Raw genomic sequence first — 5,888 nt, forward strand, 5'->3', positions numbered from 1 at the left:
CTTCCCGAGGGCGTAGAGATGTGCATGCCCGGAGATAACGTTGAGATGGACGTTGAGCTTATCACTCCTATCGCTATCGAGGTAGGTCTCCGCTTCGCTATCCGTGAGGGCGGCAGAACTGTAGGCTCAGGCGCAGTTATCGCTATCAACGAGTAATTTTATTCAATGATTAAATAGGCAGTCTTGCTTTTGCAGGGCTGCCTTATTTACGGTAAAGGGGTTTTTAGGAAAATGGACAAACAAGCTATTTATGACGCCCGTAAACTCGGAAAGCCTAAAATGGTCGTACTCGGCATTCAGCATATGTTCGCCATGTTCGGCGCGACGATCCTTGTGCCGATGATTACAGGTCTTGACGTTTTAACAACCCTTCTCATGGCTGGTCTCGGCACCCTTCTCTTCCACTTCATCACAAAGTTCAAGGTTCCCGCGTTCCTCGGCTCATCCTTCGCGTTCCTCGGCGGTTACGCCGCGGTCAAGGCGCTCGCTCCCGAAGGCGCCGACCCGAACACGATGCTGCCCTACGCCTGTCTGGGCGTAGCCTGCGCGGGACTTGTTTACTTCATTCTCGCGGGCATTATCCGCGCAATCGGCGTACATAGAGTAATGAAGTTCTTCCCGCCCGTAGTAACAGGCCCGATCATTATCGCTATCGGTCTGGGTCTGGCACCCTCGGCGGTTTCGAACTGCACCACCAACTGGTTCCTCGCGATCGTAGCCCTCGCGGTCATCATCGTGTTCAACATCTGGGGCAAGGGAATGCTCAAGATTGTTCCGATCATTCTCGGACTTCTGATTTCCTACGCCGTCGGTCTGGTGCTCTACTTCATATCTCAGGCGAATCCCGATCTCATTCAGACAATGCCGTGGCTCTTCTCGGGCGGTTCGGTTCTCGACGATGCAGGCAACGTCACCTCGTATCTCCCGATTTTCGACTTCTCGGGCGTTCAGACTGTTGTTAATAACATCGCGAACGGCCAGATCTTCGGCGAGCAGGGTCTTATCGGTATTCCCGTTATCTGGAACAAGACGACCTTCGGCGGTATCGACTGGTCTAACGGCGCTGTGATCGCGTCCTCGATCATCGCTATCGTGCCGATTTCACTCGCGACAATGATGGAGCACATCGGCGACATCAGCGCGATCGGCTCAACCGTCGGCAGGAATTACATTCAGGATCCCGGTCTGCACCGCACCCTCATCGGCGACGGTCTCGCGACAACTCTCGCTTCGCTCTTCGGCGGCCCTGCAAACACAACCTACGGCGAGAACACCGGCGTGCTCGCGCTGACAAAGGTCTATGACCCGAGAGTAATCCGCATCGCGGCGATTTTCGCCTGCACCATCTCGTTCTTCCCGATCGTCGCGGCGCTCATCGGTTCGATTCCGAGCTGCATCATCGGCGGTATCTCCTTCGTGCTCTACGGAATGATTTCCGCTATCGGCGTGCGCAACGTTGTCGAGAACAAGGTCGACTTCACAAAGAGCCGCAACCTTATCGTAGCGGCGGTTATCCTCGTATGTGCTCTCGGTCTCGGTGCAAACACCGTCAGCTTCCCGATCGGCAGCGCTCAGATCACACTTTCACCTCTTGCGGTTGCTTCAATCGCGGGTATCGCGCTCAACGCGATCTTCCCCGGCAAGGACTTCAAGTTCATCACCAACGGCAAGGGCGAGAGAAAGTAAACTGTATACAGCAAAACGGCAGGATTTCTCCTGCCGTTTTTTTTCGGGTGCGGGTGTCCCGCCCTTAATTTTCAATTTTTCATTTTCAATTAAAAAATCCGCCCTATCCTGAGATAAGGCGGAATTTTTTATAATTTATTTTACAACCTTCGCCATGAGCTCGTCACGGGTAAGACCGCTGTTGCGCGAGATCTCGTCGTTGGGAATAACTCTGAGTACCTTGCCGTTATAGCGCGATACCTTGACCGAAGCCTGCTTGCCGTCGATGTCGACAAACTCCTCGGTGTACTCCTCGTCGAGCGGAACCTGCTTGTCGAGAGCGAACTTCTCTGTGAGCGAGCCTGTGGGACAGAGCTGAACGCACAGACCGCAGTTGTTGCAGTTCGTCTGGTCAAGCGGCAGCGAGAACGCGGGGGATACGTCGGTGGTAAAGCCGCGTCCGAGCAGTCCGATAGAGGAGAGGTTCATGACCTCGCGGCAGGAACGCACGCACAGACCGCAGAGAATACACTTCGCTGTGTTTCTCTCGATGAAGGCATTCTCGTCGTGGGTGTACTTCTGGGGCATAACGCCCTTGAAGCGCTCGGGCATGATGTCGTAGCGCTGAGCGACCTTGAGCAGCTTGCACTTGAAGTACTCGCGGCAGCCGCACTCCAGGCAGCGCTTTGCTTCTTCCTGAGCTTCCTCCTCGGTGAAGCCGAGCGAAACCTCGTCGAAGTTCTTGTTTCTCACCTCGGGAGCGAGCACCTTCGGGTTGAGTCTGCTCTTCTGCTCGCGGTCGGAGTAGTCGATAGTGCTCTCGTCGCGCTTGCTGATGTAGGGAACGCGTGTGTCGAGCGCCTGACCGTTGAGGAACGCGTCAACTGCTCTTGCGCAGCGGTCAGCCTCGCCGATAGCCTCGATAGCGATGGACGCGCCTCTGTTTGTGGCGTCGCCGATAGCGAATACGCCTTCGATGTCTGTGGTGAAGAAGTCGGGGTCAGCCTCGATGTTGCCGCGGTTGTTGAGAGTAAGCTCCGAAACGTCCTCGGCGACGAGCTTCTGGCCGATAGCGAGGATAACGCTGTCGAGCTCGATTTCCTCGGTCTTGCCCTCGATCGGAACAGGCTTGCGTCTGCCCGAAGCGTCAGGCTCGCCGAGCTCCATAAGCTGGAGGGTAACTGACTTGAGCTTGCCGTTCTCGCCGTTGAAGGAGAGCGGGTTGGTGAGGAACTTGTAGGTTACGCCCTCTTCCTCAGCCTCGTCGATCTCGAGCTTGTCGGCAGGCATCTCGTTGCGTGTTCTTCTGTAGATAACGTAAACCTCTTTCGCGCCGAGACGGACAGCGGTACGGCAGGCGTCCATAGCGGTGTTGCCGCCGCCGCAGATAGCTACCTTCTCGCCGATCTCGGGAGCGTTGCCCTTGATAACGGCTCTGAGGAAGTCGATGCCGCCGTATACGCCCTCAAGATCCTCGCCGGGAGTGCGCATAGAGCTTGACTTCCAAGCGCCGACTGCAACGATGACCGCGTCGTTCTGCTCCTTGAGTGACTTGATGGTGAAGTCACGGCCGAGCTTTACGTTGTTGACGAGCTTTACGCCCGCCTTCTCGATGATGGCGATCTCCTTGTCGAGAACCTCCTTGGGAAGTCTGTACTGGGGAATGCCGTAGCGGAGCATACCGCCCATCTTGTCCATCATGTCATAAACGGTTACGCTGTGACCCATGATGGTGAGGTAGTAAGCCGCTGTAAGACCCGCGGGGCCGCCGCCGATTACCGCAACGGTCTTGCCTGAGGCGGGCTTGCACTCGGGTACATAGCTGTCGGACTTGAGGTCCATGTCAGCAGCGAACGCCTTGAGCTGAGCTATGTTGATAGGCTCCTCGACGTTCTTTCTTCTGCACGCCTTCTCGCAGGGGTGCGGACAAACGCGTCCGATGGATGCCGGAAGCGGGATTTTATTCTTGATGAGCTTGATAGCCGCGTCGTATTCACCGTTTGCGATCAGACCGACATAGCCCTGACAGTCAGTCTTAGCAGGGCAGTTGAGCTGGCAGGGAGCAACGCAGTCGCCGTCGTGGGCGGACATGAGCAGCTCCATGGCGATCTTTCTGGACTGGACAACGCGCTCGCTCTCTGTGTTGACGACCATGCCCTCGCTTACCTTAGCGGAGCAGGAACGGAGAAGCTTCGGGATTCCCTGAGCCTCAACGACGCACAGACCGCACGCGCCGTAAACCTCGACAGCCTCGTCATAGCAGAGGGTCGGAATGTAGATATCCGCAAGACGGGCAGCTTCCAGAATGGTTGAGCCCTCGGGAGCCTGAACCGCCTTGCCGTTAATTGTTAAATTTACCATGTTCATACCCCTCCTTATTCCTTAACGATTGCGCCGAAACGGCAGGAGCTGTAGCACTTGCCGCACTTGATGCACTTTTCGGTGTTAATAACATGGGGATTCTTGACTGTGCCCGAAATAGCGTTTACGGGGCAGTTTCTCGCGCAGAGCGTACAGCCCTTGCACTTGTCGGCGATGATCCTGTATTCGATCAGGTCGCTGCACTCGCCCGCGGGACACTTCTTGTCCTTGATGTGGGCTTCGTACTCGTCCCTGAAGTATTTGATAGTTGTGAGAACGGGGTTGGGAGCAGTCTGACCGAGACCGCAGAGCGCGCCGTCCTTGATGGAGTAGCACAGCTCCTCGAGCAGCTCGATGTCGCCTTCCTTGCCCTCGCCCTTGGTGATTCTCTCGAGCATCTCGAGCATGCGCTTTGTGCCGATACGGCAGTGAATGCACTTTCCGCAGCTCTCCTTGGCTGTGAAGTCGAGGAAGAACTTAGCCATGCCGACCATGCAGGTGCTCTCGTCCATGACGACCATACCGCCGGAGCCCATGATAGCGCCTGTCGCACCGAGAGCCTTGTAGTCGATAACGGTGTCGATGAGGTCTGACGGGATACAGCCGCCGGAAGGACCGCCCATCTGGACAGCCTTGAAGGGCTTGTCGGTCTTCATGCCGCCGCCGATGTCGAAGATAACGTCGCGCAGCGTCTTGCCCATCGGGATCTCAACAAGACCAGAGCGCTTTACCTTACCTGTAACGGCGAATACCTTGGTGCCCTTTGAGCCCTCGGTACCCATAGCCGCGAACGCCTCGCCGCCGTTGTTGATGATCCACGCTACGTTAGCGAAGGTCTCGACGTTGTTGATATTTGAAGGCTTTCTCCAGAAGCCCGACTGTGCCGGGAACGGAGGCTTGAGTCTGGGCATACCTCTGTGACCCTCGAGGCTCTCGATAAGAGCGGTCTCCTCACCGCATACGAACGCGCCCGCGCCCGCCTTGATGGTGAAGTCACATGAGAAGCCGGTGCCGAAGATGTTCTCGCCGATGATGCCCTTGTCCTTAGCCTGAGCGATAGCGTTCTTGAGGCGCTTGATCGCGAGAGGATACTCGGCGCGGACGTATACTACAGCGTGCTTCGCGCCGATAGCGTAAGCGCCGATGAGCATGCCCTCGATGAGGTTGTGGGGGTCGGACTCGATTACCGCTCTGTCCATGAACGCGCCGGGATCGCCCTCGTCGGCGTTACAGATGAGGTATTTCTCGTCGCCCGCGCTCTGACGTGCGGCGTTCCACTTGAACCATGTCGGGAAACCTGCGCCGCCTCTGCCCGCGAGACCCGAGGTCTTGATGATCTCGATGACTTCTTCGGGGCTGAGCTCGCAGAGAGCCTTTTTCAGAGCGGTATAACCGCCCGCGTTTGTGTAGGCGTCGATCTGCTCGGGGTTGATAACGCCGCAATTGCGCAGCGCGATTCGTGTCTGCTTGGAGAGGAATTCGCTGTCCTCCTCGGTAACAACGAGGTTTTCGACAGCCTTTACGTCGCCGCTCTCAACGAAGGAAGCGATAGCGGCAGCGTCGTTTTCGCTGACCTTTACGAGCCTTGTGAGGTTGTTGTCATCGTCGTAGATGTCAACGATGGGCTCGAGGTAGCACATGCCGATACAGCCCGTGATGGACACGTCGGCGGGATTTACGTTGGCGGCTAAAAGCGCCTTTCTTACCTTTTCGGCGCCCGCGGCGATACCGCAGGAGCCCTGACCGATTACGATTCTCACTGCTGTGCCGCCTCCCTTAACTCCTTGAGGATTTTCTTTGTTTTGTCGGGTGTGAGGCTGCCGTATGTATCCTCGTTGATCATCATAACGGGGGAGAGTGAG

At 56.6% G+C, this 5,888-nt stretch carries 5 protein-coding genes; 2 read left to right on the plus strand and 3 right to left on the minus strand.

Going from position 1 to position 5,888, the window contains the following annotated elements; translation table 11 throughout:
- Together JKK62_RS14355 and JKK62_RS14360 are read left to right on the plus strand one after the other, a co-directional pair.
- Positions 1–156, plus strand: a 156-nt coding sequence (locus JKK62_RS14355) for an EF-Tu C-terminal domain-related protein (RefSeq protein WP_494545962.1), incomplete at its 5' end; no start/stop codon positions are given.
- Between the two features lie 75 nt (positions 157–231).
- A complete protein-coding gene (locus tag JKK62_RS14360; protein WP_201428505.1) occupies positions 232–1,686 on the plus strand; it encodes a uracil-xanthine permease family protein in 1,455 nt (484 codons plus the stop codon).
- Between the two features lie 135 nt (positions 1,687–1,821).
- Here JKK62_RS14360 and JKK62_RS14365 read toward each other — a convergent pair whose 3' ends face one another.
- From JKK62_RS14365 to JKK62_RS18010, 3 genes are read right to left on the minus strand one after another with little or no spacing between them, the layout of a single operon-like run.
- Positions 1,822–4,026 carry an FAD-dependent oxidoreductase gene (locus JKK62_RS14365; RefSeq protein WP_201428506.1) on the minus strand — a complete coding sequence of 735 codons (2,205 nt, stop codon included), beginning with the start codon at positions 4,024–4,026 and terminating at the stop codon, positions 1,822–1,824.
- Positions 4,027–4,040: 14 nt separating this feature from the next.
- Entirely contained in the window at positions 4,041–5,786 is a 1,746-nt protein-coding gene (locus JKK62_RS14370; protein ID WP_201428507.1) for an NADH-ubiquinone oxidoreductase-F iron-sulfur binding region domain-containing protein, read from the minus strand.
- Entirely contained in the window at positions 5,783–5,872 is a 90-nt protein-coding gene (locus JKK62_RS18010; protein WP_366503355.1) for a hypothetical protein, read from the minus strand. Before JKK62_RS18010 ends, JKK62_RS14370 begins: the two co-directional genes overlap by 4 nt.
- Between the last annotated feature and the right edge of the window lie 16 nt (positions 5,873–5,888).

Source organism: Ruminococcus difficilis, assembly GCF_016680995.1.